This window comes from Aeromicrobium sp. PFPM2_SD2, assembly GCF_057364525.1.
This window is the reverse complement of record NZ_JBNFNZ010000788.1, coordinates 1-599: the sequence shown is the minus strand read 5'-3', so window position 1 is coordinate 599 and position 599 is coordinate 1. Positions and strand designations below refer to the sequence as shown.

General features: G+C 75.0%; 2 protein-coding genes. Both read left to right on the top strand.

Going from position 1 to position 599, the window contains the following annotated elements; translation table 11 throughout:
• A partial coding sequence (locus AC2W7G_RS18125) for a laccase domain-containing protein (protein WP_485869657.1) occupies positions 1-184 on the top strand: 184 nt, incomplete at its 5' end.
• Positions 177-599, top strand: a 423-nt coding sequence (locus AC2W7G_RS18120) for an alanine racemase (RefSeq protein WP_485869656.1), incomplete at its 3' end; no start/stop codon positions are given. The genes AC2W7G_RS18125 and AC2W7G_RS18120, both read left to right, overlap by 8 nt.

The window sequence follows — 599 nt, the reverse complement described above, 5'->3', positions numbered from 1 at the left end:
CGCACCGCCTCGGGACACGCCCGCCGTCGACCTCGCCGCCGGCGTCGCGGCCCAGCTGGCGGCCGCCGACGTGCTCGTCGAGTCCTTCGCCGGCTGCACGATCGAGGACGACACCTTCTTCTCCCACCGCCGTCAGGACGGCACGGCCGGACGCTTCGGCATGGTGGTGGTCAACCGTGGATAGGCGCGCCGAGCTCGAGCACAACCTGGCCGCGGTCGAGCGGCGCATCGCCGCCGCGTGCGCCGACGCCGGACGTCCGCGCGGCGACGTGCACCTCGTCGTCGTCACCAAGACCTATCCCGCGTCCGACGTCGACCTGCTGGCCGGGCTCGGCGTCACCGACGTGGGGGAGAACCGCCACCCCGAGGCCCGCGACAAGCGCGAGCAGGCCGCGGCCTCGCTGCGCTGGCACTTCGTCGGAGGCCTGCAGTCGAACAAGGCGGCGGCGGTGGCGCGCTACGCCGACGTGGTGCAGAGCGTCGACCGGGCCAAGCTCGTCGGCGCCCTGTCGCGCGGCGCGACCGACGCGGGGCGCGAGGTGACCTGCCTGGTGCAGGTCGACCTGGACGACCCCGACGCGCACGCCGGACGTCCGGAG